The organism is Sphingobacterium thermophilum, assembly GCF_039541675.1.
In the GTDB taxonomy this organism is placed as follows: domain Bacteria; phylum Bacteroidota; class Bacteroidia; order Sphingobacteriales; family Sphingobacteriaceae; genus Sphingobacterium; species Sphingobacterium thermophilum.
In genome coordinates this window covers 115,124-140,940 of the sequence record NZ_BAABGR010000004.1, presented here as the reverse complement: position 1 = coordinate 140,940, position 25,817 = coordinate 115,124, and the positions used below count along the sequence as shown (strand labels likewise).

Genomic DNA, 25,817 nt, shown 5'->3' with positions numbered 1-25,817 from the left:
TATGCAAATTAGTTGGAGTGATTTTGAAAAGGTAGATTTGCGGGTGGGTACAATCGTGGAAGTATACGACTTTCCAGAGGCTAGGAAGCCTGCATACCAGCTGAAGATAGATTTTGGTGAGGAGATAGGAGTTCGGAAATCCAGCGCTCAGATTACCAAACATTATACGAAGGAAGAGCTCGTAGGTCGTCAGGTTGTTGCTGTCGTAAATTTCCCACCCAAGCAAATAGGCAAGTTTATGTCCGAGTGTTTGGTTACCGGCTTTGCCGATGCAAATGGGGATGTAGTGCTTACCAGCGTGGAGCGTAAAGTACCGAATGGGTCAAAGATGTTTTAAGCATATGAAGGTTTATAATTTTGAAAAGGGAGCAGCGCCGGTAAATACCGATGAAATGTATATGAAGGAGGCGTATAAGCTGGCGCAGAAGGCTTATGAAGAGGATGAGGTCCCCATAGGTGCCATCATCGTGTCACAAGGCAAAATCATCGGCAAGGGGTACAACCTAACCGAAAGACTGAATGATGTGACAGCACATGCCGAAATGCAGGCCTTCACGGCGGCAGCCAACTTTCTGGGAGGGAAATATCTAAAAGACTGCACGCTGTACGTTACGGTAGAGCCTTGTGTCATGTGTGCCGGAGCGTCCTACTGGACGCAGATCTCACGTATAGTCTATGGCGCCAAAGATGATAAACGCGGTTATTCGGCTATCAGTTCTCATATTATTCATCCGAAAACCGAAATAGTAGGTGGTGTGATGGAAAGTGAATGTGCCGAACTAATGAAGCGTTTTTTCAAGAGCAAGCGCTAAACTTTTCCACAATATGGCATTATTATGAAACATAAAGACGGATGATTTGTTATATTCGTAACTGTAATTGATATTATTATACGATAATTAAAAAAATATAGAACTATGGCATTTGAATTAGAAGCGTTACCATACGCAATTGACGCATTAGAACCTCATATCGATAAAGAAACGATGGAAATCCATCACGATCGTCACCACCAAGCTTATGTGGATAACTTAAACAAAGCTATTGCTGGTACGGATGCAGAGAATGCTTCTTTAGAAGATATTCTTAAAAATGTGAGCAAATATTCGGCTGCTGTTCGCAACAATGGTGGCGGTCACTATAACCACAAATTGTTCTGGTCAATCCTGAGTCCTAACGGTGGCGGTGAACCTAAAGGGGAGTTGGCAGAAGCCATCAATGCTGCTTTCGGTTCTTTCGCTGAACTGAAGACACAGTTGCAAAATGCAGGTGCTACCCGCTTCGGATCGGGCTGGGCTTGGCTGATTGTGGATGAGTCAGGTAAGTTGGCAGTTACCTCTACACCAAACCAAGACAACCCATTAATGGACGTAGCAGAGGTAAAAGGTACACCTATCTTGGGTATTGACGTGTGGGAGCATGCTTATTATTTGAAATATCAAAACAAACGTCCGGCTTATTTGGAAGCCATCTTCAATGTAATTGACTGGGATGCTGTAGCCGCTAACTATGCAGCTGCTAAAAAATAATAGCATCTATTAGGATATTTAGGAGGCGGCATACACGTATGTCGCCTTTATTTTTTAATTTAGGTGACGACGAAAGTGATGAGATGGATAGGAAGTATTATTCTACTTATGTGTTGCTGGGCATGTCATAGCAAGGCGCAGCTCAGTAGTGATTATGTAAAAGTGAAGGATATGAACATGGAAAATAAAGAAGTAGCAATCTTGGCAGGAGGATGTTTTTGGTGCGTGGAAGCACCTCTGCTGCTGTTGGAAGGTGTTGATACCGTAGTCTCGGGATATATAGGAGGGCATGTGGAAAATCCCACCTATGCTCAGGTATGTACAGGCCAGACAGGACACGCCGAAGCCGTAAAAGTTACTTTCGACCCACAGAAAATTACATATGATGAAATATTGGAGGTCTTTTTCACGGTTCACGATCCTACACAACTCAACCGCCAAGGCAATGATATAGGTACTCAGTACCGCTCTGCCATTTTTCCGGTAAATAAAGACCAAGAAGATAAAGCCCGTTACTATATAGAGACCTTGGAAAAATCCGGTGCCTACGAAAGACCTATCGTCACCACCATAGAACATGCAGAGACCTTCTATACTGCCGAAGATTATCACCAGAATTATTATAACAGAAACCCTAACGAGATGTATTGTAAGATTGTTGCTCGCCCTAAGGTTGAAAAAGTAAAAAAAGTCTTTGCGGATAAATTGAAGAAGCAATAGTTCTAGTGATGAAGCCTATCCAATTTACAGTTTCGGTTTATGGAGAAGGAGTCTTCGCTGTGTTGGAAGACAAGAAAGAGAATTTCTATAACTACTATCACCGCCACGATGAAGCACAGATTACCTACATACTCAAAGGTAAAGGCACTATAATGGTAGGAAATATCATGCAGTCCTTCCAATCGGGTGATATTTTTGTGCTCAAACCTAACGAGCCACACATGTTTGATCGCGACACAGAGTCCGAAGAAGATAAAGGGGATATTCATGCTATACACATTTTTGTCAACCTCGAACGCATGAAGAAACTCTATCATATTCCCGAGTTTGAGGCTGTACGCGACTACCTTCAGGACCTACATACTTCCAAAATGCTGGACCGTTCTATTTCCGAGTCCATGATTCATTATTTTACCAACCTGTTGGTGAAGACAGGGATGCCTCGCTTTACGGAATTTTTGCAGCTTCTCCATGCCCTTACCGTACACCGTAACGATACGGTGACCTTATATTCTGGGGTGCGCGATATGAGCTATTCGGATAAGGATGGTGTGCGTATAAGTCAGGTGTACAAATATACGTTCGAACGTTATCAGGAAGATATTACCATTGATCAGGTGGCGGCCTTAGTACATATGACACCCACCTCGTTTTGCAAATTCTTCAAGAAGCATACGATGAAAACCTATATTACCTTCCTCAACGAGGTGAGAATTGAGAAGGCCTGCCAGATTTTGTTGAATAACAAGTCGGAAAATATTTCCGAAGCCGCTTTTCAGGTTGGATTCAACAATATCGTGCACTTTAACCGGGTGTTTAAATCCATCACAAAGATGTCGCCTAAAAAATACATTCAAGCCCATAGTGCAGATATAACCTAAATTGATTATTTCTCAAAAATCTTCGTTAATCCATTAACTATAAAGGATAGAATATGTTTATAGTTGGACAAATAGGGTAAATCCCTCAGCCGCTTTTGTCCGTAATTTTACATTAAACAATTTACGCTTATGTTAAAAGGATTTTTCAACGTTCCGGTTCCAGCAAACGAACCCGTATATTCTTATGCTCCGGGAACAAAGGAGCGCGAATTATTGAAACAAGCTATCGCTGAAGCAAGAGCCCAGCAAGTAGATATTCCTATGTATATAGGGTCTAAAGAGGTGCGTACAGACAAGAAAGTGAAATTGTCTCCTCCTCATGACCATCAGCACGTATTGGGTTATTATTCCCAAGGCACCAAAGAGCATGTCAAAGAAGCTATCGATGCAGCTTTGGCCGCGAAAAAGGATTGGGAAAATCTGCCATGGGAACAGCGCGCTGCTATATTTCTGAAAGCTGCAGAACTAATCTCTACGAAATACCGTTATAAGTTGAACGCCGCTACCATGCTTGGACAGTCCAAAAATGCATTTCAGGCAGAAATCGATTCAGCCTGTGAAATCACGGACTTTTTGCGCTTCAACGTAAAATATATGGCTGAGATCTATCAGCAACAACCTCCGGTGAATGCCAAAGGTGTGTGGAATCGTGTGGAACAACGCCCGCTGGAAGGATTTGTCTTTGCTTTGACACCGTTCAACTTTACTGCCATCGCCGGTAACTTGCCTACCTGTGTGGCTATGATGGGCAACGTAGTGGTGTGGAAGCCTTCAAACACACAGATTTACTCTGCAAATGTGTTGATGCAGATATTTAAAGAGGCTGGTTTGCCGGATGGTGTAATCAACTTGGTATATGTGTCTGGACCAGATGCAGGAGATGTCATCTTCAAACATCCAGATTTTGCGGGAATTCACTTTACTGGTTCTACCGCCGTATTCCAAGACATATGGAAAACTATAGGAGAAAACATACATATTTACAAAAGTTATCCTCGTATTGTAGGCGAGACAGGGGGTAAAGACTTCATCGTTGCCCACTCTTCTGCCGACATCAAAGTGTTAAATACTGCTCTAGTGCGGGGAGCTTTCGAATACCAAGGCCAGAAATGCTCGGCAGCGTCAAGAGCCTATATTCCACAGTCATTGTGGCCTAAGTTGAGAGACCTTATGGAAGCCGATATCAAATCTTTTAAAATCGGAGGTACAGAGGATTTCTCCAACTTCATCAATGCTGTGATTGATGAAAAAGCTTTCGACAAGATTACTAAATATATTGACCGTGCGAAAGAATCTCCGGATGCGGAAATAATCATCGGTGGTGAATACGACAAATCTAAGGGATATTTTATCCATCCGACAGTGATTTTGGCGAAAAAGCCGGATTATGAAACTATGCGTGAGGAGCTCTTTGGTCCTGTATTGACAGTGTATGTATATGAGGACGACAAATTTGAAGAAACGTTAAAACTTGTAGATTCGACTTCTATCTACGCTTTGACAGGATCTATCATCTCTCAGGATCGCTATGCCATTGACAAAGCTACATACGAATTGCGCAATGCGGCCGGTAACTTCTACATCAACGATAAATGTACTGGAGCGGTAGTGGGGCAACAACCTTTCGGCGGTTCTCGTGGATCAGGTACCAACGACAAAGCTGGTTCTATGATTAATCTGTTACGTTGGGTGTCACCGCGTACCATAAAAGAAACATTCAATCCGGACACGGATTACAGATATCCTTTCTTAGCAGAAGATTAGATTGTAATAGATGTTTGATTAGGTTAGGTTAAAGCTTCGAGGTTTTCTCGAAGCTTTTTTTTATATTAAGCCAAATATTCCGAAAACGACCTATGTTTTTCAAGCTGCTTAAATTAGAGTTTAAATCCTTTTTTCGCTCGGCTACTTTTGGCAAGAGCTTAGCCGTAAAGCTTTTTATGGGCTTTATAGGGCTTTATTTCTTTTTTACTTTTCTTTCGCTGGGAATAAGCTTATATCCTCTATGCAAAGAGGCGGTTCCCCGTGAAAAGCCTTTGCTGGTGGTCAACAGCTTCTTGCTGGTGTGGTTGGCGGCAGAGTTGCTTTTACGTTTTTTCTTTCAAAACCTTCCCGTGTTGGATGCCAAACCTCTTCTGACGCAGCGCGTCACACGAAGTCAGGTGGTGCACGCTTTAATGGCCAAGTCCTTGTTTTCGTTTTACAATATCCTGACCATGACTGTGGCTGTGCCTTTTGTAATCTTTAACAGGATAAGCGGAGATTTTGATAGTGTTTCCCTTATAGGCTGGCTACTGACTTTGTTTGGAATGGTGCTTATTCTTAACTTCCTGAACTTTTGGATTCAGCGCAAGTTTTCGGGCTATATAAAGGCGTTAGTACCTTTTCTAATAATCTGTCTGGTGCTGATAGGTCTGGAGTATTATAAACTTTTTTCCGTTACGAATCTTTTCGGAAACTTCTTCAACCTTGTCTTGATATATCCTGTTCTGTGTCTGCTTCCTTTTGCGGTCCTTGTCCTTTGCTATAGACTCACATTCATGGATGTGAAGGAGCATCTCTATATGGATGCTTATCTAAGAGAAACACAAAAAGAATACCGTACGGCAGACTTAAGCTGGACAAGCCGATTCGGGACCCTTGCTCCCTTTTTAGAGTTGGACTTAAAACTGCTCTGGAGAAATAAACGGACCCGGACGGTGGTGTATCTAAGCTTCGGATTTCTGGCATATGGCCTGCTTTTTTATACGAATCCAGCTTTTTTAATTCCGGGGTGGTCCTTGTTTATAGGGTTGTTTATCACCGGAATTTTCGTTATCAATTTCGGACAATTCATTCCGGCATGGGATAGTTCTTATTTTGCCCTGTTGCAAACAAGACCAATTACCATGCGTACCTATTTGAAGGCTAAAGCCTTGTTGATGGATGGATCGGTTTTGATTCTAACTATATTGAGTACGTTTTATGTGTACTTCGGCTGGGATAAACTTTACGTACATATTGTCTGTGGGGTATATAATGCTGGAATAAATATTCCAGTAGTATTGTTGTTCGGAGCATATAACAGAAAATATATTGATCTTTCTAATTCCAATGTGTTCAACTATCAAGGTATTGGATTGGCGCAATGGTTGATTAGCTTTCCTTTGATTATACTGCCTTGTATTATTTGGTTCCCTATCAAGGTTTTTATAGGTCTTACAGCAGCTAATGTGACGCTTTTGAGTTTAGGAATTTTAGGTCTCCTATGTCGCCCTCTTATCCTTAATTTTATCGCTCAGCTTTATACGAGTAGACGGTTCAGTATGCTCGAAGGATTCAAACAACGTTCTTAACCTTAAACATTCAGATATATGATAAGCATAGAAAATCTTTCTAAAGTATATAATAATGTCAAAGTCTTGGATATACACAGGCTCGAAATAAGGCGTGGTGAAAGTATAGGTTTGGTGGGTAATAATGGAGCGGGAAAGACCACTTTGTTCAGCTTAATGTTAAACTTGATACAAGCGACCTCGGGAAACGTCAAAATTAAAGATATCGAAGTCAATAAAGATGAGTCGTGGAAAGACTTTACTGGTGCTTTCCTAGACGAATCTTTTCTGATAGGTTATCTCACGCCGGAAGAATATTTTAACTTCATCGGAGCGCTGCAGGGAATGAACAAAGTGGATGTTGCCAATTTTGTCGCTCAGTATGAAGAATTTTTTAACGGCGAAATCCTGAACATACGTAAATATATACGTGACTTATCTAAAGGAAATCAGAAGAAGGTAGGGATTATCGGTGCTTTGATAGGAAGTCCGGAACTTATCATCCTAGATGAACCCTTTGCAAACTTGGACCCCAGCTCGCAGTTCCGCTTGAAAAAGCTTATAAAAACATTGATTGAAGAACGAGAAGTCACTATCCTTATATCGAGTCATGACCTGTCCCATACCGTGGAAATTTCCGACAGAATCATCGTGTTGGAAAAAGGTAAAGTGATTAAAGATCTTGAAACCTCTCCCGAAACTTTGGAAGAGCTGCATACACTCTTTTCTATATAAGCAAAAAACGCTTCGGAATTTCCGAAGCGTTTTTGGTGTATCTGTATCTCCTTTAGCCTTTCTTTCCAAAAAACTTGTCCACCACAACGGCTATTGCCCCGTCGCCTGTAACGTTACAAGCTGTGCCAAAGCTGTCCATGGCAATATACAAAGAAATCATCAAGGCTTGATTTTCTGCATTAAATCCCAGCATGGACGCAATGATGCCTATGGCCGCCATGATGGCTCCCCCCGGCACTCCAGGTGCAGCAATCATAGTCACACCCAGCATACAGATGAAGCCGGCAATCAAGCCGAAATTTATAGGTAATCCCTGCATCAACATCAGTGCTATTACACAGGCTACGATTTTTAATGTACTTCCAGCTAGATGGATGGTAGCGCAAAGAGGAACGACGAAAGATGCAACTTCTTCGGATATGCCTGTCTTTTTGGCTTGAGCTAATGTCACAGGAATGGTAGCTGCAGAAGATTGCGTGCCCAAAGCGGTAAAATAGGCCGGTAGCATAGTACGCAAAAGTTTAAATGGATTTTTACCTGTAATAATACCGGCTAATATATATTGCAACAATAAGAGCAGGATATGTAAGGTAAAGATTACACCGATAATTTTGATAAAGACATTCAATATCATCAACACTTTACCCGAATAGGTCATATCTAGGAAGATACCGAAAATGAACACCGGCAATAATGGAATGATGACTTTTTCGATGATAAAAGAAATAATGTTTTCGAAATCAAAGGCTATTTCTGCTAGTCTGGAGTTCTGTTGACGCGCCAGCCCTATACCCGCAAGAAAAGAAAAAACCAGAGCTCCCATCACGTCCAAAAAAGGAGGGATCTGTAGGGTGAAATATGGTGAAAGGCTTCTACTTGAGTCAGCGATGTTTTGTACACTTTGCCCTTCCAAGAGGGAGGGAAATATAGCCATGCTGGCAAAATAGGTTGAAAATCCCGAAAACAGGGTCGAACCGTAAGCGATGGCTACTGTAACAATAAGCATCTTGCCCGCCGTACTGCCCAGTTTAGTAATGGCAGGAATGATAAGTCCTACGATAATCAGAGGGATAAGAAATTTTAACAGTTGGTCAAACAGAGCATTGAATGTTGCGAAAATATCGCCAACCGATTTAGGAAGAATATTGCCTAACAGTATTCCTAAAGCTATGGCAAAAATAACACGAAATAATAGGTTGTTTATTAGGTTTTTCATTTGCTAAAAATACAAAATAATATTCTCTGTCAAGGCCTTATTTTACTCTCTGTCTTTTTTAATTTTGTATAAATTTATTTATATTTCTATATATGAAGCCAATTGTAAACTATATAGATGGAATTTCTCCGATTAATAGTTTAGATGAATTTGGAAATATTTTGTCTAATAAGGCAACTCCTTTGCTTGAAAAATGCGATATCCGTAAATATTTCGAACCCAAGATAGAGGCTATGAAATCTTTCTCCTTGGGGATGTACCAATGGTGTATCGTAGATTTTGCGGATCAGCGTCTTTTGGAGGTGGGAGGCATATTGGAAGAGATGACCGGTAAGCCTGCCGAGTATTGGAAAGGGATGTCGCCGGAGAGGTATGTGGAAGAAGTAGGTTATCCCGAGCATATCCCTTATTGGATGGCCTATGTAGATTACGTATATTCATTTATCTTAAATAATCCTAATAAAACCTTCCGCCCCAACATATACCTTAAAATGAGGGATGCAGAAGGCAACTTCCGTAATGTCGTCCAGCAGGTGTTGGATTGGAAGTATGAGGAGGACGGGGGAGTAAGGTATTGCCTCTGTCAGGTTACGGATATTTCACATATGGAAGTGGATTATATTCCTCAGCTGTCTATCCTTATTGTAGATGGAGATAATCATAAACTTTTAAAAAGCCTTCCCGCGAATATTGAAACAAAATATATGTCAGAGGTCAAATTTACAAAGCGGGAGATAGAGGTGGTACGCCTGCTTTCATTAGGAATGACCAGCAAAATCATCGCCGAGAAACTCAACATATCCAAAAATACAGTAGAAAATCACCGCCAGCGCCTTCTGAAAAAGACCAACTCGTATACGAGCAGCGAGGTAGTGGCCTATGCACTCATTCACGGGTTGATATAAACTTTTAGTGATTTATCACTATTGCCGGCACTTTCATCATGGGGTACATTTGTTTAAGTAGCTAACCCTATTTGTGAACTTAAATTTTGTGGGATATGAGAGTGCTTGCATTAACTGTTATTTTTCTTTTGAGTATGCATGGGAGAGGAGAAGCCCAGATCTTGGACCGCTTGGGCAAGAAAGTGGAAAACAAAGTGAAGCAGCGTGTAGACCGTAAAGTCGATAAAGCTGTGGACAAAGGCCTTGATAAGGTAGAAGAAAAGATTGATAAATCGACCAAAGGAGGTGTTTCTTCCACAACAGTGAAGGGGAAGACTTCTTCCGATCCCAATGTGATGTCTTCCAACTATGACTTCATTCCGGGCGATCAGTTATTATTTTATGACGACTTTAGTAATACCGCATATGGAGATTTTCCTAGTAAGTGGAATACTACTGTTGGTGGTAAAGTAGTGAAATTTAGTAATCTGACGGGTAATTGGTTTATGGTGGGTGATAATGCGCTGAGTTTTCCCTTGCTAAAAGGGAGCCTACCACAAAATTTTACAGTAGAGTTTGATTTGTACTATCCCGATAATGCGGTTCGACCTCCTGTAACTTTTGGCTTTTCGGAAGTTGCTAATCCTGCCAAGCAGAGTATACAGCGTAAGAAATTATTTTATTTTGTGATTCCGAAAAGTAATAATGTAGAAAATGTGGTTGGATATACCACAAACATGTATTCGGGTCATGAAACGTTTACGGAGTGGGATGTACGTGGCCATACCGGCAAGGTAGTGCATGTAAGCATCGCTGTCAATGAGGAACGAATAAGACTGTATATGGATACGGAGAAGCTGTTCGATCTTCCTAAGGCCTTTGACAACAATGCTTACCGTAATAATTTTCATCTGCGTGCAGCAGAAGTGATACCTAAGCCGAAGGATGGCTTCTATGTGTCAAATGTCCGTATTGCTGCGGTATCCAAAGATTTGAGTGCTGCCCTGATAGGAGAAGGAAAGCTGGTGGTGTCAGGCATACATTTTGACAGCGGGTCAGACAGAATCAAAGCTGTGTCTTATAATATTTTGAATGAGATAGGCCTGCTGATGCAACATAATCCATCGGCAAAATTCGAAATAGTAGGCCATACAGATTCGGATGGAGGAGCCCAGCTGAACCAAAGGCTTTCACTGCAGCGAGCAGAAGCGGTACGTCAGTACTTGATGAAAAACTTCAATATTCCTGCCTCACAGCTTGTCGCTATCGGTAAAGGGGCATCAGAGCCTGTGGCAAGCAATGCTACAGCGGAGGGCAAAGCTCAAAACAGACGCGTGGAATTTATCCGAAAATAAGTTAGCCACAAATATAAAAAGGGCAATTCTCGACTGTGAGAACTGCCCTTTACAGCATATTAAGAATTATTATTCTTCGTTGTCTTTGTTGAGCATCGCTTGATCCAGCACTTCTCCTGTCACTTCAGCTCGTATCTTAGCTTCCAATTCTTCCGCCAATTCCGGATTATCCATCAACAAGGCTTTCACAGCATCCCGTCCTTGTCCCAGTTTGGTGTCTCCGTAGCTGAACCATGAGCCGGATTTTTTGATGATGTTGTATTCTACTCCTAGGTCGATAATTTCACCTATTTTAGATATACCTTCTCCGAAGATGATGTCGAACTCTGCCACACGGAATGGAGGAGCTACCTTGTTTTTAACGATTTTCACTTTTACGCGGTTTCCTGAAACTTCGTCCGAATCTTTAATCTGGGAGGTACGACGAATGTCTAAACGTACCGAAGCGTAGAATTTCAAGGCATTACCGCCGGTAGTGGTTTCCGGATTACCGAACATGACACCAATTTTTTCGCGGAGCTGGTTGATGAAAATACAGCAGCAGTTTGTTTTGGCAATAGTACCGGTAAGCTTACGCAAGGCTTGCGACATCAAGCGCGCCTGAAGCCCCATCTTGGAATCGCCCATCTCGCCTTCGATCTCTCCTTTAGGTACTAAGGCTGCCACAGAGTCAATCACGATAACGTCGATAGCTCCCGAACGTATAAGGTTGTCGGCAATTTCTAAGGCTTGCTCTCCGTTGTCCGGCTGCGATATCAAGAGGTTTTCTACATCTACTCCCAATTTTTGTGCATAATATTTGTCGAAGGCATGCTCTGCATCGATAATAGCGGCTATGCCACCTTTTTTCTGTGCTTCGGCAATGACATGGGTAGCCAATGTAGTTTTACCTGAGGATTCAGGACCGTAGATTTCTACAATACGGCCTTTAGGAAGCCCGCCGATACCTAAGGCTATATCCAACCCCAAAGATCCTGTGGAAATAGCTTCAATAGGCTCTACTGCCGAATCTCCCAGTTTCATTACGGTACCCTTACCATATGATTTTTCTAATTTATCTAAAGTAAGCTGAAGTGCTTTTAGTTTGTCTGCGTTGCTCATATTTTTAGTATTTACATTTCAAAAGTATAATAATATTTTTAATATACAAAATTTGTGCTAAAAAAATTAGTGTTTATGCAATAATTAAAATTACAATGAAAAAAGCTTATTCTTCGTTGTTGTTGATAACTTTTGCTTTGTGGGTTTTTTCGAAATATTTACAGAAGTGGGTGATAGGACATTCTTCACATTTTGGTTTTCGGGCAAGACATATATATCTGCCGTGAAGGATTAACCAGTGGTGTGCAATCTTTATGGTTTCTTCAGGAAGGTATTTTACCAATTGCTTTTCTACGGCTAGAGGGGTTTTTGCGTTTGTAGTCAACCCCAGTCTGTTACTAACACGAAATACGTGGGTATCTACAGCCATAGCGGGCTTGTCATATACTACTGAAGAGATGACATTGGCGGTCTTACGTCCCACGCCGGGCAGTTTTACCAAATCCTCGACCTTTTCGGGAACGATTCCGTTGAAATCGGAGACTAATTTTTTGGCCATACCCACCAAGTGTTTTGCTTTGTTGTTGGGATAGCTTACCGAGCGGATATAGCTGAAAACTTCATCCACTGAACTTTCGGCTAGGGATTCAGGAGTAGGGTAGCGCTGAAATAATGCCGGCGTCACCTGGTTGATGCGCTTGTCTGTACATTGCGCTGACAAGATGACGGCGATAAGTAGTTCGAAAGGATTGCTATAGTTGAGTTCGGTTTTAGCGTCCGGATTGTGCGTAGAGAAATATTCTACAAAAGCTTTGTATCGGTCTTTCTTGAGCATATACAAAGATAGTCTTTCTCGGCAGGCTATGAAAGAGACAAGGTCTCTAAACTTAGAGACCTTGCTTTTATTTCTTACCAAACGACTTCGAATATTGAAGAATACGGTCAATCACGGATTGACTTGGTGGTATACCAATTTTTTTGACTTCCTCTTTTATTTTTGCCTCAAATGTATCTTCAATAGTTGTAATATTTTCTACGTCGTTTATGTAAGTTTCTTCTTCTGTAGGAGTAAAATTTTCTACCATAAGCATTTAAGTTTTGTTTTGTAATTATAAAACGAACTTATTTTCAATTTATTGTAGAAAATTTAACATTTTTTTACTTTTTGCTGTTTAAGTAGTTTATAGCTTCCGCTACAGCATTGTAGGCATTGACAATACCTCCCGAAACGGATATTTCATCCAGATACACTTTCTTGGTACTTCCGTCCTTTTTGATTTTTACTTTTTGATCCACCTTGGTTACACTTTTGATGATGATGTTGCGGACCTCTTCGGCAGTAAGCGAAGGGAAATAGGATCGCAGTATTGCCGCTAAACCCGATACCACAGGGGCTGCCATACTTGTCCCTTGCTGCTCTTCGTATTTGTTTTCCGGCATGGTGGATTTGATCGCAACTCCCGGAGCAAAGACATCTACCGTTCTGTATCCATAGTTAGAGAATTCTGCCAGTAGATTGTCGTCCAGTTTCCAGCTTGTAGCACCTACGGTGATCCAGTTTTTAGCTTCTCCTGTCACGGCTTCATTTTCGTCCGTAAAATATTTAGTAGGGAAGTTAGGGTTGATATCTATATCCTTGCCGTCGTTGCCTGCCGCGTGTACAAGGAGCACATCTTTTTCTTGGGCATAGCGTATAGCTTCATCCACAGCCTTTTTATTGTAGGCATAACCTTTTCCGAAGCTCATGTTGATGATTTTTGCTCCGTTGTCTACGGCATAGCGAATGCCGTTAGCTACATCTTTGTCACGCTCGTCGCCATCGGGTACCACGCGGACAGCCATGATCTGCACGTTGTCTGCCACCCCGTTGATACCGATGTTGTTGTTCCGTTTTGCGGCGATAATCCCTGCTACATGTGTGCCGTGGCTGGCATCAGGGCCTTTCACATCCGGATTACCGTAGTATCTTTCCGTAGCATCTTCATAGTTGTCACCTACGATATGGCGGGAGTCATATTCTTTGTTCAGGTGATATTTTACCTGTGCACTAAAATACTTTACTGCCTCGTTAAGCTCTTTGTAGAATTTCTCGAACGAATCTTCGGAGATAGCCCTTTTCACTATGGATATCGTAGTCTTCAGCTCCCTGCTTTCCGTCTTATAATTTTCAATGTCCGCTTTGGTGATATCCTTAGGGTCTTTGCCGATTTCGGCTATAATTTTATCTACATTGTCTTTGAGACGACTGTAGTTATTATTACCGAAGCTAGCCTCATCCATTTTGGTGGTGTAGTCGGCAATCATCTTTTGATAGGCTACGAATTCACGGCGCTGCTGTTCGTTAAGCTTGGTACTAGGCAATACCGAAGAATACAGCGGATCGTATTTTCTGACAAGGCGTGTCACCTCTAGATTGTCGTAGTGAACATTCTCACCATTGGCTCCACCGATGAAGTTCCAGCCATATTTATCATCTATATATCCGTTGTTGTCGTCGTCTTTACCATTAGGTTTTGCTTCCTTTTTATTAATCCACAGCACATCTTTCAGGTCCTCGTGCTCTACGTCTACCCCACCATCGATTACTGCTACAATCACCGGCGAAGCTTTTCTTCCTTTGAGGAGTTCGTATGCTTTCTCTGTGCTGATACCCATTACGCCATCTGTTTTATAATCTAGGTTGTACCAGTTTTCCGGTGCTTTTTCTTTCTTAGATTGTGCCAAACCTGTGAAAGGCAGAATGCTTATTCCAAGTAAAGCAATAAAAAGTCTTGTTTTTTTCATAAAAATGATTTTGCGTTCTAAACAAATATAAGGTTTAATACAAATGAACGAACTGTTAAATATTGCTAAAAACTACGTGTAACTTAAAAATTGCAAAAACTGTAGCTATATTTCTGTAATCCTATTATAATTCTAGTTAATTTTAATTGATTGAATTTTAAACGACTAACAATAACCTGTTCGGAATTATTTTTATTCACTTAAAAATATTATTATGTTGACCAACAAATACAATTGGGTTATAATTTTATCTATGACTATGATGTCTTGTTCGCACCAGGAGAAAAAGGTTGCTGTAGAATGGCCTGAGGTGCAGCCTCCGATAGCAGAGGTCAAACCTTATACTCGTATTATCCATGGAGATACGGTGATAGATAATTATTATTGGCTGAACGACTACTTCAAAAAGGGACCAGATTCCGCAAAAGTTATCGCTTATCTTGAGGCCGAAAATGCCTATACCAAAGCGATGATGGCCGGCACCGAAGAGCTGCAAAATAAGCTTTTCGAAGAGATGAAGGGCCGCATCAAGGAAAAGGACGAGTCTGTACCTTATTTCCATAACGGTTATTATTACTACACGCGTACGGAAGAAGGAAAACAGTACTATAAGATCTGTCGTAAGAAAGGTTCTTTGGATGCTAAGGAAGAGGTTCTTCTGGATGTAGACCAGATGGCTGAAGGTAAGCCTTACTATGCTATAGGAGGTACATCGATAAGTCCTGACAATCGGCTCATGGTATTTGGGGTGGACGAGGTGTCGCGAAGAGAGTATGTACTGCATGTCAAAAACCTAGAAACCGGAGAGATTTATAAAGACCGTATAGAACGGACTACCGGTTCTGCCGTATGGGCTGCCGATAGCAAAACCTTTTTTTATACTTCGAAAAATCCGGTGACACTCCTGTCCGAAAAGATTAAGAGACATACCGTAGGGACGGATGCTAAGTCAGATGTCGTCGTTTATGACGAAAAAGACAATACCAACTATATAGGGGTAGGTAAGTCCAAAAACGGTAAATATATTTTCATCGAATCAGAAGGAACATTAAGTTCGGAAGTAAGATATCTTCCTGCCGACAATCCTAATGGTGAATTCAAGGTGTTTCAGCCTCGTATGAAAGACGTATTGTATTCGGTGACAGCGCTGGAAGACCGCTTCCTCATTGTCACGAATGCCGATGGGGCGAAAAACTTCAAAGTGGTACAGACGCCACTAGACAAGACTACCAAAGAAAATTGGAAAGATTATATTCCTCATCGGGAAGACGTACTAGTCCAAGGGATAGATGAGTTTAAAAATTATTTGGTGGTTTCTGAACGCAAGAGCGGGCTAACCAATCTTTCTATACACAACTTGAATGATAATTCGGTTCATAATCTAGATTTTGGGGAAGAAGCCTATGCCGTATATCCAAGTGTCAACAGAGAATATGATACCGAGGTAGTTCGTTATGGTTATACATCCATGGTGACGCCTTCTTCTACATTTGACTACAATATGCGTACGCGTGAGAAGACGCTGTTGAAGCAACAAGAAGTTTTAGGAGGTTACAACCCTGAAGATTACGTAACCGAAAGGACTTATGCCACTGCGGAAGACGGCACTAAGATTCCGATATCCTTGGTATATAAAAAAGGAACGAAGAAAGATGGTTCTGCGCCTCTATACCTTTATGGCTACGGGTCCTATGGAGCTTCTATGGAGCCTACGTTTTCTACCGCAAGATTGTCTTTGTTAAATAGAGGATTTATATATGCCATCGCCCATGTCCGTGGAGGAGAAGAGATGGGGCGCCACTGGTACGAGGATGGTAAGCTGATGAAGAAGATCAATACTTTCACGGATTTTATCGATTGTGCTAAGTATTTAATCGCCAACAAATATACATCCAAGGGACATGTGTATGCTGAGGGCGGAAGTGCAGGAGGACTTCTTATGGGGGCTGTAATCAATATGGCGCCGGAACTGTGGAATGGGGTCATTGCAGCAGTACCATTTGTAGATGTGGTAAATACCATGTTGGATGAAACGATACCTCTTACCACCAATGAATACGATGAATGGGGAAATCCAAACAATAAGGAAGCTTATTTCTACATGAAGTCTTATTCACCGTATGAAAATGTAGAGGCTAAAGAGTACCCTAACCTTTTGGTGACTACAGGCTTGCACGACAGCCAGGTGCAATATTTTGAACCCGCAAAATGGGTAGCTAAGCTTAGAGCTACGAAGAAAGGAAATAATGTGGTTTTGCTTAAAACGGATATGGACTTTGGTCATGGAGGAGCCTCAGGAAGATTCGACTACCTCAAGGACCAAGCTTTTGAGTGGGCATTTATTTTGAAGTTGGAAGGTATCACACAATAATAGCAGACGATGAGGAGTATCAGATATAGTTTATTGACATTAATTATAGCTTTTGTCCATATGATTAGTTATGGGCAGAAGATAGATAGGTTCGAAATAAATACCTCCAAGTCATTAATCAGGTGGGCAGGAAAGAAGATTGTGGGAGAGGAAACTGCGGGTACAATTCAGCTTGCAGGTGGATTTTTAGGGGTGAAAGGTAAGCAGCTGGCAGAAGGAGAGGTGGTCGTTGACACTAAAAGCATAGCTTCGGAGAAAGCTCCTGCGCGTCTAATCAGTCATCTCAAGAATGAGGATTTCTTTGATGTGGAGAAATTTCCTACCGCTTCTTTCGTTATCACTTCGGTGAAAGTGGAAGATAGGCAAGCTCACGTGACGGGTAAGATGACTATCAAAGGCATAACGCACAGCCTATCATTTCCTGCTGAAGTCACCTATGGAAAGGATGTTGTTGTGGCAAAGGCCAGTGAGGTGAAGGTAGATCGTACCAAGTTCGATATCAAATATAGATCGGGAAGTATCTTTTCCGGATTAGGGGACAACGCTATTGAGGATTATTTTGTACTCAACATTGTATTGGTAGCTGAGAAAAAATAAGCTGACTTATCATAATAAACAAGGTGCTTAACATTCGTTAAGCACCTTGTTTATTTGATAGAGGTTTGATCTAATTCACATCCACAACCTTTGCTACAACCTCCTTGAGGTTTTGACTTGGAAGGGATAAATTTCTTTATTACCGATATCACCGCGAGGATAAAGATAATTGCAATGATGATATATTGTACTGTTAGTGACATAGTTTGTTATTTTAAAAGTTGATATGCTATGAGGGCTGCTATATAGGCTAAGCCGGTCATAAATAGAGCTTGCGTGATTGTCCATTTCCAAGATCCCGTTTCGCGACGCACAACACCAATAGTAGCCATACACTGCATTGCAAAAGCATAAAATAATAATAACGATATTCCTGTAGCAAAATTGTACGTAGGTAATCCCGTATTGCGGTTGATTTCTGCTTTCATGCGGTCGAAAAGGGTTACCTTTTGCTCTTCATCTTCTATATCCAAATCTTCTCCCAAGGAGTAAACGACAGCCACCGTGCCAACAAACACTTCACGTGCCGCAAAAGATGATAACAGGCCTATGCCAATTTTCCAGTCGTATCCCAAAGGCTTTATTGCAGGTTCTATGCCTCTTCCCAAATAACCCAAATACGAATATTCTGTTTTATATGCTGTGATTTCATTTTGAAGTTGCTCCTCGCTGAGGTCAGGCTGCTCGGCGACAATATATTTTTCCGGATTGGAGAAGCGGTCGTTAGGACCGAAATTTCCTAATACCCAAAGGATGATAGAGATGGCCAAGATAATCTTTCCTGCTCCCCAAAGAAAACCTAAAGACTTCTCCCATACTGTCGTTAAAACGTTTTTCAAATCCGGCTTCTTATATATAGGTAGCTCGAAAATCAAAAAGGACTGACGTACGGACTTGATGATGCGGTTTAGGACCAGTGCAGAAAATAAAGCTCCAATGATGCCGAGGAGATACATACCGAAAAGGGTTATGCCCTGTAGGTTGAATCCCCATACTTCTTTGTCCGGAATTACTAAGCCTATAATCACAATATAGATAGGCAGACGTGCCGAACAGGTCATGAAAGGGGTGACCAGCATGGTCAGAAGACGCTCTTTCGGGTTTTCTATATTACGTGCCGACATGACAGCAGGAATGGCGCAGGCAGCACCCGACATCAATGGGATGACCGACTTGCCGTTCAATCCAAAAGGCTTCAGCCACCTGTCCATCAAAAATACCACACGACTCATATAGCCTGTCTCTTCCATCAAAGAGATGAAAAGAAATAAGATGATAATCTGTGGTAGGAATATAACAATGCCACCTATTCCCGCAATAATGCCATTGACAAGAAGGTCATTGAGAGGCCCTTCCGGGAAGGTAGACCCTACATAGTCTCCTAAGGCAGCAAAAAGCCCGTCTACCGTATCCATTAATGGGCCGGACCAGCTGTATATAGCTTGGAATATCAAAAACAGAAGACTGAAGAAGATGACATACCCCCATATAGGGTGTATTAAGATATTATCTATCTTTTCTGTTAGAGACAATTTTTTGTTCTGCGATTTGGTGATGATGTTATCCAGTTCATTTTGGATTCTGTCATGGCGAAGGATTGCTTCATCTTTCTGCAGCTGCTGGGTAGAAAGATTATAACGTTTACGTATAGTATCCAGCTTTTCGTTGACATCTTCCGAAAGTGCGGAGGAACTGTCCAGCGCGAGGTGTATCCATGTTTTATATTCTGTTTCTAGAGGAAACAGCTTTTTAGCCTCATTTAACGCATCATGATATTGAGAGGGTAAATCCAACGCGCCAAAATAAGGGCTTACCGGTGTTTCCAGATTCTGGATAAGGGTGTCAATTCCTTTTCCTGTGCGTGCATTGGTTTTATACACCTTGGTCTTTAAGTATGCTTCTAGACGTGCAATATCTATATGGAGGCCTTTATCTTTGATTTCATCTTCCATATTGATGACGAAGATAGCCGGATGTCCTATCTCACGTACTTGCTGATAGATTATTGTCCCTCTATTGATGGTGCTGGGTTCAGATACGACGACCACCAAGTCGGGATAGTCTTTGCTTTCCTTGTTAAGTAAGGTGTTCAGTACAACTTCCTCATCCAAAGAGTTAGGATATAAGGTATAAGTCCCTGGAAGGTCTATGACAGTATATTCTATATCATGAACTTTTACGGTACCCTGTCTTTTTTCTACCGTAATGCCCGGATAGTTGCCTACCTTTTGGTTGAGTTTGGTAATACGATTGAACAACGAGGTTTTACCCACGTTAGGATTTCCAAGTAAAGCTATAGTTTTTTTCTTCATTATATTTTACGCGCTAAGATTAAAGCTGCCTCAGTCTTACGGATGGCTATCAAGGAATCGTCATGTTGGATATTCACACATATAGGACCATTGAAAGGAGCCTTATGTTTCACAATAATCACAGAGCCCGGCGCGAAACCCAACTCATAGAATTTTGCCGGCAGAATGTCACTGGCGAAAGAGTCTATTATGGCTTTATCTCCTTTTTTAAGTCTGTCCAATGAGATTTTTTGCTGCATTATAGCGTAAGTTTTAGATTTTCTTTATTAAAACCCAAAGATACTCAAATACAATTAGCTCCTGTAAGACTTTATGTCAAATCTTTGTCTTTATTAAGAATGATTTTAAATAATGATGTATAAAAATAAGAAAGCTCCCCGAGATGAGGAGCTTTTATTGAAAATTAATGTGTGTGCTCATGATCGTGATGGTGCTCATGATGGTCATGATGATGATGTTCGTCATGCTGTTCGGTGCCATGAGACGAATGGTCATGGTCATGCGGGAATAGAAATGAAGTAAGGGATAGCGCCATCCCCAAAAATACGGCTGCCATCTTTTTTTTGTTGAAGGTGTGGTGGTCTGCCGATCCCGATTCAAAGAGGATGGTGGTAGAAATATGTAGGAATATACCTATCACTACCGCCATGATTTTGTCGAAATACAGGGCGATGTTGCCGATCTCACCGGCGCTGAGAAGTTTGCTGGTCAGGAATCCCATCGGGGTCATGCCCGCAAAGAGTAACAGCAAGATCACAATCACTTTTTTGTTGAGCCGCGTATTCAGTAATAAGCTACCCAACGCAAAGGCTGCTGGGATATGGTGCACTGCAATGCCAAATACTAACTGGCTTTGATGACCCGAAGTCAACGGCATCCCTTCCAAGAATGCGTGAAGACACAGACTAATCATAATGCCTAGCGGAAAGCCTGCACTCTCATGATGATGTATATGCCCGTGCTCTATACCTTGTGAAAACTGCTCCAAGATGAGCTGAAAGATAAAACCACCTAAAATATAAAGTCCTATAATTTCAGGGGAGGAAGTACCTTCCGTATACACATGAGGAATCAGATGTAAGACTGTAATGGAGAATAGGTAAGCTCCACTGAAAGAAAGGATTAATTTTAAATAGCTGGTGTTGTCACGTTTGACAAAAAATACTGCCAATCCGGCTAATAGGGCCGAAGTGAAAAGTATCGAAACAATAAGAATAGGACTCATTAATGTTACTGTATGTTGGGTTCTTGTTTTCTCTCAATGAAAGAGGGTACAAAACGGTTAAAAAGATAACCTGATGTACAGCCTATAAGTATTCCCAGTATGGAGCCGAAGAATACATCCAGCGGATAGTGTACCCCTACGTAGATCTGTGAAAAGGCTATGGAAGATGCCCATAAAATGCATAGCCATAACGTGTGACGCCACTTCCGACGGAAAAGCACTATCCAGAAAAAGGCCATAGCGAAATGGTTGGTAGCATGTGAGCTGGTGAAGCTGTAACCGGAGCCACAGCGTACACGTACATTGACTTCATGCTTAAATTCTATATCATTGCAAGGCCGCACACGCTTGACGTTCTTCTTGATCAGATGTGAAGAAACCCCGTCCGATATGGCAAAGTTGAGTAAGGTGCAAGCCACGATAAGGATGCCTAACCTGCCGTAGTGCTTCACAAAGAATATTATCAAAAACAAATATAGAGGGGCCCACGTGTAAGGGTTGCGTAATATAGGAAGTAACCAATCAAAGAAGGTGTTGCTCAATCCTTGGTTGATGGCTAGAAATATTTCTTTGTCTAAGTGTATGATTTCTTGTAACATATATGCTAAGGTTATGTATCGTACAACTAATTTACATCATTTGTAAACAGATAAAAAGTGTTGTTTTAAGTTGTAAAATACACAATGTTGCAACAAAGTTAGTTTTTTTGTGAATATTTACGAATTTTAACTTGTGATTTTTTAATAATCCCTTAATTTTACGGGACTTTAAACTAGAGAACGAAGAGTAATTATGACATTAATAAAATCTATCTCAGGAATTCGCGGCACTATCGGTGGCCGTCCTGGAGATGCATTGACCCCTGTTGATATTGTCAAGTTTACTGCTGCTTTCGGTAAAATCTTAATCCAAAAATCAGGAAACAAGAAAATAGTAGTAGGTCGTGATGCCCGTGTGTCGGGAGAGATGGTCAGTAACCTGGTTATCGGCACTTTACAGAGTATCGGTGCAGAGGTAGTAAATTTGGGACTCTCCACTACTCCTACTGTGGAGATTGCCGTTCCTATGGAAAAGGCTGCTGGCGGTATAATTTTGACAGCCTCGCATAATCCGGGACAGTGGAATGCACTGAAGCTGCTCAACGCGAAAGGAGAGTTTATTTCCGATGCTGAAGGAAAAGAGGTGTTAGATTTGGGAGAAAGCCTAGACTTCGACTTTGCAGGTATCGAGGAATTAGGAACAGTAATACAAGACGACACATACCTTCAGAAACATATAGATGCTATTTTGGCTTTGGAATATGTGGATGTAGAAGCTATCCGCAAAGCTAATTTTAAGGTAGCGGTAGATGCGGTTAACAGCACGGGAGGAATTTTTGTGCCGGCATTGTTGGAAGCTTTGGGTGTGCAAACTATTTACAAAATACACTGTGAGCCGAACGGTAAGTTTCCACACAATCCCGAACCTCTCAAAGAGCATCTGACCGACCTGTCCGCTGCTGTAATCCAAAACGGCGCCGACCTTGGTATTGCAGTGGATCCGGATGTGGATCGATTGGTGTTCATGATGGAAGACGGAGAGCTGTTCGGTGAAGAATATACGCTGGTAGCTGTGGCAGATTATATCCTACAGCATAAAAAGGGTAATACCGTGTCGAACCTATCGTCAACGCGTGCCTTGCGCGATGTGACCCTGAAACATGGTGGCGAATATTTTGCCGCAGCAGTAGGAGAGGTAAACGTCGTAACAAAAATGAAGGAGGTAAACGCTGTAATCGGTGGTGAAGGTAACGGTGGTGTAATCTATCCGGCTTCACACTACGGACGTGATGCGTTGGTGGGTATTGCTATCTTGCTGTCACATCTAGCGAAGATGGGTAAGAAAATTTCGGAATATCGTGCCGAACTGCCACAATATTACATGTCCAAGAATAAAATCACCTTGACACCGGACTTGGATATCGATGGCCTGCTATCAGCCATGCAGCAAAAGTATGCACATGAGAATCATACTACGATAGATGGATTGAAGATAGATTTCGAAAACGAATGGGTACATCTGCGTAAATCAAATACCGAGCCTATCATCCGCATCTATTCGGAAGGAAAGACACCGGAAGCAGCAGATGCCATAGCACAGAAAATCATGCACGAAATGCAAGAGATTATCTCAAAATAAAACAAAAGCCTTCGCAACAGCGAAGGCTTTTTGCTTTACTATCCATAATAATTAAACTATACAAAATGCACCTTGTGGTATTGCTCCTTTACTCTTCGTTTATTCCGCCCATCGAGCAGCGAAGCTACAGCCCAGATAGCAGCCGGAAGCCAGCCGATAAGCGTAATCTGTAGTATCAAACATAAAAATCCCACTATAATCTTTCCTCTTAGAAAAAAGGACAACCAAGGAAACAGTACCGCTATTAAGATCATTTTTATATGCTTTTAAAAGTTATACCAAAGGGTTGATTTCATCTTTTTCTGCCGCAGTAGCTTCGTGCTCTATATCATCTTTGCGTTCGACGATGATTTTGCATTCTGCTAAGACTGCAGCGATAGCACCAACAGCAGCGAAAACAGGAGCTAATAATACCCCCACGATGCCTATAGATACTGGAAAGCTGATGATTTCCTTTTCGTTTTTGTCGGCTATCGTAATTTTTGTCACATTGGCGTCGCTGATTAGCTCTTTAATCTTTTTGAGTAGGTGCTCGCCCGAAATATTGAAAGTTTCTTTGTATGCCATGACCGTAATGTTTTTAGTTTTTTAGTAATAATTAAACAACTATTTATCTGATTATGTTTCAAAGATATAGCAGAGAGCGATGGGAGAGCAGGCGTTTTAGGTAAACCGTGTTGGGAATTCGGTGAAGTAGGACTTCTTCTCGGTAAAAGGCTAAGGTGATGTTTGTTAGTTAAGCTTGCCATTGCTGCCGCTATTTGTTAACTTTATGATAGACCCAAACTGAAAACATTTACGATGAATAACTCATTATTTTTCTTTGCCCGTTTACCTATGGCTATTTCCTTGGTGGGGCACGGAGCCGTGCGGTTACCCAAGCTTCAGGGATTTAGCGAATGGATGGTGACGACGATGGAAAAGTCTTTTCTTCCTGTGGGACTGGTGCAAGCTTGGGGGTATGTCCTGCCTATTATAGAACTGTTGCTGGGCATATGGCTGCTGATAGGTATTCAGTTGCGCTATTGTCTTTATGCAAGTCTGACACTGATGGCTATTCTCGTGTTGGGAAGTAGCAGCATAGAAAATTGGAGTGCCATAGAAGCTCAGCTTGTACATGGAATGTATCTATTTGGGCTGTTGTGGTATTACGAAGCTAAGACGAAAGATAGGGAAGGTAATTAAAAAAGCGAGAAGGTTTCTCTTTCTCGCTTTTTTATTATAAAACTTTTTTCCCTATCAGATCTCTTATAGCTACGGAAGCTATAGCCCCTCCGAAGGCGGCGGGAAGGTAGGACATAGTGCCGTAGGCAGACTTCTTGAAATTGCTGCCGTCGGTGTATAGCAAGGAAGCCTTGTCCGGTAACTCTGTGGAGAACGCGACCTTTACTCCTTCACGTATGCCGTGTTTGCGGAGCTTCTTACGGATATGATGGGCAAGCTTGCAGTTATAAGTCTTGCTGATGTCCGCAATTCTGATTTTGGTAGGATCCAGCTTGCCACCGGCACCCATAGAGCTTACGAAAGGAATCTTTGCTTCATAGGCCTGACGGATAAGGTATAGCTTCGGCGTGATGCTGTCTATGGCTTCTACGATATAGTCCGGCTTTTCGGCGATAAGAGCTTCCACACGTTCGGGAATAATAAATTCTTGGTAGACAGTCAAGTCCAATTCGGGATTGATGTCCAGTAGGCGCTGTCTCATAATCTCTGCTTTAGGTACGCCGTGGTTGGTAGCCAATGCCGGAAGCTGGCGGTTGCGGTTTGTAGGATCTACGGTATCGCCGTCGATAATTGTCATCTTTCCTACCCCCGCGCGGGCGATAAATTCTGCAGCGAAAGAACCTACACCGCCCAAACCTAATACCAACACGTGGGAGTGGGCTAGCTTCTCCAATGCTTCTCTACCGATTAATGCTTCTGTTCTTGATAACCAAGATAAATCTTTCATGCGGATAGTGTGTATCTGAATACGTTCTGAAAATTTTTGCTTATCTGTTGCCGCAAATCATCCATGCTGATTTTTCGGACGGTGCAAAAATAAGAATAAATATCTACTACATTAGTCGATTTATCGTCTGTCTCAAAGAAAATTTTTTCTAAAGGAAGATCTATCAATATGTCGTCCATTTGCCCTTTGAGGATAGCACTACCCAGAGAAAGGTAATATCCTTGTCGCAGCAAGGCCTGGGCTACTTCTTTTTTCTTGTTGAAGCCGTGGAAGAGTACCGGAACCTGCACTTTTTGTGCCTTTAGCATGGTCATCGTTTCTTGAAAGGCACGTACACAGTGGATGATAAGAGGCTTCTGCAATTTGTTGGCCAGTAAAATTTGACACTCAAAGATTTCTATCTGTTTATCCCACGGAGTGTCAGTCAGTTTATCCAGTCCACACTCTCCAATAGCTAGTACCTGAGTGGAAGTCGCCTGCTGTTTTAATAGCGCCCATTGGGTATTTCCATCGCCCTCCACGTACCACGGATGGATACCGACAGAACATATAGTTTCAGGTATAGCCCCCTTACCGATGATACAATTGAGCAACTGAAGAAGATGGGGGACTTCCCTATGTTGATGTGTATGTATATCGATGTATGGCATCATAAAGCGCAATTTACTAAAAGATTGGTGCTTCATATGTTTTTTGCGTATAAAATTTTGCTAATTTTTTTAGT

The 25,817-nt window shown here is 41.8% G+C and carries 28 protein-coding genes; 14 read left to right on the top strand and 14 right to left on the bottom strand.

Annotated elements, in window-relative coordinates; all coding sequences use genetic code 11:
• Position 1 precedes the first annotated feature (1 nt).
• The 8 genes from ABD873_RS02045 (at position 2) to ABD873_RS02010 (ending at position 7,179) form a co-directional block, all read left to right on the top strand.
• Positions 2 to 337 (top strand): tRNA-binding protein, encoded by a 336-nt coding sequence (locus ABD873_RS02045; protein ID WP_039053586.1) that lies wholly within the window; start codon positions 2 to 4, stop codon positions 335 to 337.
• Positions 338 to 341: 4 nt separating this feature from the next.
• Complete coding sequence (locus ABD873_RS02040; protein ID WP_345063954.1) at positions 342 to 812, top strand: nucleoside deaminase; 471 nt, start codon at positions 342 to 344, stop codon at positions 810 to 812.
• A 105-nt stretch (positions 813 to 917) separates the two neighbouring features.
• Complete coding sequence (locus ABD873_RS02035) at positions 918 to 1,529, top strand: superoxide dismutase (protein WP_345063951.1); 612 nt, start codon at positions 918 to 920, stop codon at positions 1,527 to 1,529.
• A 78-nt stretch (positions 1,530 to 1,607) separates the two neighbouring features.
• The gene (gene msrA, locus ABD873_RS02030) at positions 1,608 to 2,249 is read left to right on the top strand and encodes a peptide-methionine (S)-S-oxide reductase MsrA (protein ID WP_345063948.1); all 642 of its coding nucleotides are present in this window, start codon (positions 1,608 to 1,610) and stop codon (positions 2,247 to 2,249) included.
• An 8-nt stretch (positions 2,250 to 2,257) separates the two neighbouring features.
• Positions 2,258 to 3,130 (top strand): helix-turn-helix domain-containing protein, encoded by an 873-nt coding sequence (locus ABD873_RS02025; protein WP_345063945.1) that lies wholly within the window; start codon positions 2,258 to 2,260, stop codon positions 3,128 to 3,130.
• Positions 3,131 to 3,259: 129 nt separating this feature from the next.
• Entirely contained in the window at positions 3,260 to 4,894 is a 1,635-nt protein-coding gene (gene pruA / locus ABD873_RS02020) for an L-glutamate gamma-semialdehyde dehydrogenase (RefSeq protein WP_345063942.1), read from the top strand.
• A 92-nt stretch (positions 4,895 to 4,986) separates the two neighbouring features.
• Positions 4,987 to 6,465, top strand: coding sequence for a DUF5687 family protein (locus ABD873_RS02015; protein WP_345063940.1), 1,479 nt, complete (start codon positions 4,987 to 4,989; stop codon positions 6,463 to 6,465).
• An 18-nt stretch (positions 6,466 to 6,483) separates the two neighbouring features.
• Positions 6,484 to 7,179, top strand: coding sequence for an ABC transporter ATP-binding protein (locus ABD873_RS02010; protein WP_345063937.1), 696 nt, complete (start codon positions 6,484 to 6,486; stop codon positions 7,177 to 7,179).
• Positions 7,180 to 7,231: 52 nt separating this feature from the next.
• Here ABD873_RS02010 and ABD873_RS02005 read toward each other — a convergent pair whose 3' ends face one another.
• Positions 7,232 to 8,395, bottom strand: a complete 1,164-nt coding sequence (locus ABD873_RS02005; RefSeq protein ID WP_345063933.1) for a dicarboxylate/amino acid:cation symporter — start codon at positions 8,393 to 8,395, stop codon at positions 7,232 to 7,234.
• 92 nt (positions 8,396 to 8,487) lie between these two features.
• Between ABD873_RS02005 and ABD873_RS02000 the strand changes: the two genes are divergently transcribed.
• Together ABD873_RS02000 and ABD873_RS01995 are read left to right on the top strand one after the other, a co-directional pair.
• Positions 8,488 to 9,300: a response regulator transcription factor gene (locus tag ABD873_RS02000; RefSeq protein WP_345063930.1), complete on the top strand. Its 813-nt coding sequence runs from the start codon at positions 8,488 to 8,490 to the stop codon at positions 9,298 to 9,300.
• Positions 9,301 to 9,434: 134 nt separating this feature from the next.
• Positions 9,435 to 10,634, top strand: coding sequence for an OmpA family protein (locus ABD873_RS01995; RefSeq protein WP_345063927.1), 1,200 nt, complete (start codon positions 9,435 to 9,437; stop codon positions 10,632 to 10,634).
• A gap of 69 nt (positions 10,635 to 10,703) precedes the next feature.
• Here the strand turns inward: ABD873_RS01995 and recA are convergent, their stop codons facing one another.
• The 4 genes from recA to ABD873_RS01975 all read right to left on the bottom strand — a co-directional run bounded on the left by recA (position 10,704) and on the right by ABD873_RS01975 (position 14,459).
• On the bottom strand, positions 10,704 to 11,735 hold the full coding sequence (gene recA / locus ABD873_RS01990; RefSeq protein ID WP_039053590.1) for a recombinase RecA: 1,032 nt from the start codon (positions 11,733 to 11,735) through the stop codon (positions 10,704 to 10,706).
• A 106-nt stretch (positions 11,736 to 11,841) separates the two neighbouring features.
• Positions 11,842 to 12,510: an endonuclease III gene (gene nth, locus ABD873_RS01985; RefSeq protein ID WP_039053591.1), complete on the bottom strand. Its 669-nt coding sequence runs from the start codon at positions 12,508 to 12,510 to the stop codon at positions 11,842 to 11,844.
• 67 nt (positions 12,511 to 12,577) lie between these two features.
• Positions 12,578 to 12,760: a hypothetical protein gene (locus tag ABD873_RS01980; protein ID WP_345063923.1), complete on the bottom strand. Its 183-nt coding sequence runs from the start codon at positions 12,758 to 12,760 to the stop codon at positions 12,578 to 12,580.
• Between the two features lie 73 nt (positions 12,761 to 12,833).
• Positions 12,834 to 14,459 carry a S8 family peptidase gene (locus ABD873_RS01975; RefSeq protein ID WP_156138252.1) on the bottom strand — a complete coding sequence of 542 codons (1,626 nt, stop codon included), beginning with the start codon at positions 14,457 to 14,459 and terminating at the stop codon, positions 12,834 to 12,836.
• Between the two features lie 214 nt (positions 14,460 to 14,673).
• Here ABD873_RS01975 and ABD873_RS01970 point away from each other — a divergent pair, with 214 nt between their 5' ends.
• Both ABD873_RS01970 and ABD873_RS01965 read left to right on the top strand, forming a co-directional pair.
• Entirely contained in the window at positions 14,674 to 16,830 is a 2,157-nt protein-coding gene (locus ABD873_RS01970; protein ID WP_345063919.1) for a S9 family peptidase, read from the top strand.
• A gap of 9 nt (positions 16,831 to 16,839) precedes the next feature.
• Positions 16,840 to 17,427: a YceI family protein gene (locus tag ABD873_RS01965; RefSeq protein WP_345063916.1), complete on the top strand. Its 588-nt coding sequence runs from the start codon at positions 16,840 to 16,842 to the stop codon at positions 17,425 to 17,427.
• A gap of 50 nt (positions 17,428 to 17,477) precedes the next feature.
• On the opposite strand, the gene ABD873_RS01960 is transcribed toward ABD873_RS01965, so the two are convergent.
• The 5 genes from ABD873_RS01960 to ABD873_RS01940 form a co-directional block, all read right to left on the bottom strand.
• On the bottom strand, positions 17,478 to 17,630 hold the full coding sequence (locus ABD873_RS01960) for a FeoB-associated Cys-rich membrane protein (RefSeq protein WP_156138253.1): 153 nt from the start codon (positions 17,628 to 17,630) through the stop codon (positions 17,478 to 17,480).
• A 6-nt stretch (positions 17,631 to 17,636) separates the two neighbouring features.
• The gene (gene feoB / locus ABD873_RS01955) at positions 17,637 to 19,739 is read right to left on the bottom strand and encodes a ferrous iron transport protein B (RefSeq protein ID WP_345063913.1); all 2,103 of its coding nucleotides are present in this window, start codon (positions 19,737 to 19,739) and stop codon (positions 17,637 to 17,639) included.
• Positions 19,739 to 19,978 (bottom strand): FeoA family protein, encoded by a 240-nt coding sequence (locus ABD873_RS01950; protein WP_039053592.1) that lies wholly within the window; start codon positions 19,976 to 19,978, stop codon positions 19,739 to 19,741. The genes feoB and ABD873_RS01950 overlap by 1 nt, the downstream gene beginning before the upstream one ends.
• A gap of 164 nt (positions 19,979 to 20,142) precedes the next feature.
• The gene (locus ABD873_RS01945) at positions 20,143 to 20,964 is read right to left on the bottom strand and encodes a ZIP family metal transporter (protein ID WP_082021858.1); all 822 of its coding nucleotides are present in this window, start codon (positions 20,962 to 20,964) and stop codon (positions 20,143 to 20,145) included.
• Between the two features lie 5 nt (positions 20,965 to 20,969).
• Entirely contained in the window at positions 20,970 to 21,563 is a 594-nt protein-coding gene (locus tag ABD873_RS01940; protein ID WP_039053593.1) for a phosphatase PAP2 family protein, read from the bottom strand.
• Positions 21,564 to 21,756: 193 nt separating this feature from the next.
• On the opposite strand from ABD873_RS01940, the gene glmM reads away from it, so the two are divergent.
• Entirely contained in the window at positions 21,757 to 23,142 is a 1,386-nt protein-coding gene (gene glmM / locus ABD873_RS01935) for a phosphoglucosamine mutase (protein ID WP_039053594.1), read from the top strand.
• Positions 23,143 to 23,198: 56 nt separating this feature from the next.
• Here the strand turns inward: glmM and ABD873_RS01930 are convergent, their stop codons facing one another.
• Positions 23,199 to 23,396: a YqaE/Pmp3 family membrane protein gene (locus ABD873_RS01930; protein ID WP_039053595.1), complete on the bottom strand. Its 198-nt coding sequence runs from the start codon at positions 23,394 to 23,396 to the stop codon at positions 23,199 to 23,201.
• 19 nt (positions 23,397 to 23,415) lie between these two features.
• Positions 23,416 to 23,709: a DUF4342 domain-containing protein gene (locus ABD873_RS01925; RefSeq protein WP_039053596.1), complete on the bottom strand. Its 294-nt coding sequence runs from the start codon at positions 23,707 to 23,709 to the stop codon at positions 23,416 to 23,418.
• A gap of 234 nt (positions 23,710 to 23,943) precedes the next feature.
• Here ABD873_RS01925 and ABD873_RS01920 point away from each other — a divergent pair, with 234 nt between their 5' ends.
• The gene (locus ABD873_RS01920) at positions 23,944 to 24,327 is read left to right on the top strand and encodes a MauE/DoxX family redox-associated membrane protein (RefSeq protein WP_039053597.1); all 384 of its coding nucleotides are present in this window, start codon (positions 23,944 to 23,946) and stop codon (positions 24,325 to 24,327) included.
• A 34-nt stretch (positions 24,328 to 24,361) separates the two neighbouring features.
• Here the strand turns inward: ABD873_RS01920 and ABD873_RS01915 are convergent, their stop codons facing one another.
• Together ABD873_RS01915 and ABD873_RS01910 are read right to left on the bottom strand one after the other, a co-directional pair.
• Positions 24,362 to 25,093: a tRNA threonylcarbamoyladenosine dehydratase gene (locus ABD873_RS01915; protein ID WP_039053598.1), complete on the bottom strand. Its 732-nt coding sequence runs from the start codon at positions 25,091 to 25,093 to the stop codon at positions 24,362 to 24,364.
• Positions 25,090 to 25,779, bottom strand: a complete 690-nt coding sequence (locus tag ABD873_RS01910) for a TatD family hydrolase (protein WP_345063898.1) — start codon at positions 25,777 to 25,779, stop codon at positions 25,090 to 25,092. Before ABD873_RS01910 ends, ABD873_RS01915 begins: the two co-directional genes overlap by 4 nt.
• Positions 25,780 to 25,817: the final 38 nt, after the last annotated feature.